Raw genomic sequence first — 1,481 nt, forward strand, 5'->3', positions numbered from 1 at the left:
ATATACATGATTGATAAAATATACATGATTGATAAATTTATAAAAACTCGTTATTCACTAACGACCAATGGTGCGGCATGAGCTCGCGCACAGTTTTAAAAACTAGCTGGTTGTCTGCCGCAGAAATCGCGGCTTTTGCGCGATTATTATGCCCAAAAGAGGTAAATACGTGGCTCACGCTTTTCTGTTTTTCGAAAAAATAAAGTCCTTAATATGGTGGCTACGTTTCGACCTCTTCAGAGACACTTCGATGGATGATAACGCTCGGCAATTGCTTGACCACCTATGCCTCGGCTATGACCAATTGGCCCAACGTCACCAGATGCGCGCTTTTCCAGAGCTCTCTACCGCTATCAAGCACCCACTCGGCTATTGTCTGATTCACTGTCCGATCGGTAGTCAGCGATTATCGATTGTTTCGCTACAATTTACCCCCAGCGTTCGCGGCCAAGGGGTGCTGACGGCGTTTATCGACTACATTCAAGCGCATCCGCATCACTACCGCGGCATTGAAGTTGCCACCATTCAAAATCAAAGCTTAGCGAAACGGCTACTGGCTCTGGGTTGGCGATATAAGTCTGCCCTAACCAAGCTATTTCGCGCCAACACCCCCACCTTGGTGCATGATTTCTAATCAAAATACGGAAGTTTTCGCTAAGTCGGGTTCCTATTATTGACAACTTTTTTTCTTTCGCAAGGTATTACAAGTAAGCGTCAAACCCGGGTCGTAAAGCGACGGTTACTTAAAGCAGACTTCCGCCCAACGCGCTAAGCCCGCGGTGACTGAGCCAAAGTAGTCGCCACTCACTACAGGAATGTTCGGGAGCTCTGCTTGTACAGCCTCCCGTAAGAAGGGCGAGCGCGCCGAGCCACCTGTCATAAAAATCACGTCAGGCTTTACACCGGCCTGCGCGGCCACATCGTGCACTAAGGCGATCATCTTACGTTTGGGCGCCTCAATCGCATCAATCATGTTATCGCGCGTTACATCAACGTCCACGCGCTCGGAGAACAGTTGAATGCCCGCTCGGTAAGCCGCTTGATCCGACAACGCAATCTTTGCCTCTTCCGCACGACGGATAATGTTGTGACCCAACGACTCGTGATATACCTCAAGCAAACGGGCCAGTTTATGTGGCTCTTGCGCTTGCTTGTGCAGCCCTTTGAGCACCGCCAAGTTTTCAAACGCATAGAAATCGTTTTGCGCTTGTACGTTGTTAATCGCGATGGGGTTGGAAAACTGCGTAATCGGCATCTCAATGCCAGACTCCATTTTACTGCCCATCCCAAACGGGAACATCAGATGCAGCTTGCGCCAAACACGGCGTTTCTCCTTGCCATGTTTGCGCATTTTCCATTCCCCCTCGCCGAACACTTTTAAACCGGTGGCATCAATGACGACGTGAGCAACGGGCCCACGACTGGGTAATCGGTAGTTAACCTCAACCGTCTTCGCCCGTTTGCTGATACAACTGTATGAC

General features: G+C 49.6%; 1 protein-coding gene and 2 pseudogenes. 1 reads left to right on the forward strand and 2 read right to left on the reverse strand.

Features of this window, described 5'->3' with window-relative positions; translation table 11 throughout:
- Nucleotides 1–37: 37 nt before the first annotated feature.
- A pseudogene (locus BZG77_RS15100) lies at nucleotides 38–136 on the reverse strand (cytidine deaminase); the annotation flags it as partial.
- 114 nt (nucleotides 137–250) lie between these two features.
- Here BZG77_RS15100 and BZG77_RS14560 point away from each other — a divergent pair.
- Nucleotides 251–634, forward strand: coding sequence for a hypothetical protein (locus BZG77_RS14560; protein ID WP_077647755.1), 384 nt, complete (start codon nucleotides 251–253; stop codon nucleotides 632–634).
- 666 nt (nucleotides 635–1,300) lie between these two features.
- Here BZG77_RS14560 and BZG77_RS14965 read toward each other — a convergent pair.
- Nucleotides 1,301–1,481 (reverse strand): annotated as a pseudogene (locus BZG77_RS14965) (transposase); the annotation flags it as partial.

Origin of the sequence: Salinivibrio sp. IB643 (genome assembly GCF_001996105.1) — a bacterium.
GTDB classification, from domain to species: domain Bacteria; phylum Pseudomonadota; class Gammaproteobacteria; order Enterobacterales; family Vibrionaceae; genus Salinivibrio; species Salinivibrio costicola.

Bases quoted from the DNA above. Each gene is read 5' to 3' on its own strand.
- BZG77_RS14560 (WP_077647755.1), top strand. From the start codon at position 251: ATGGATGATAACGCTCGGCAATTGCTTGACCACCTATGCCTCGGCTAT.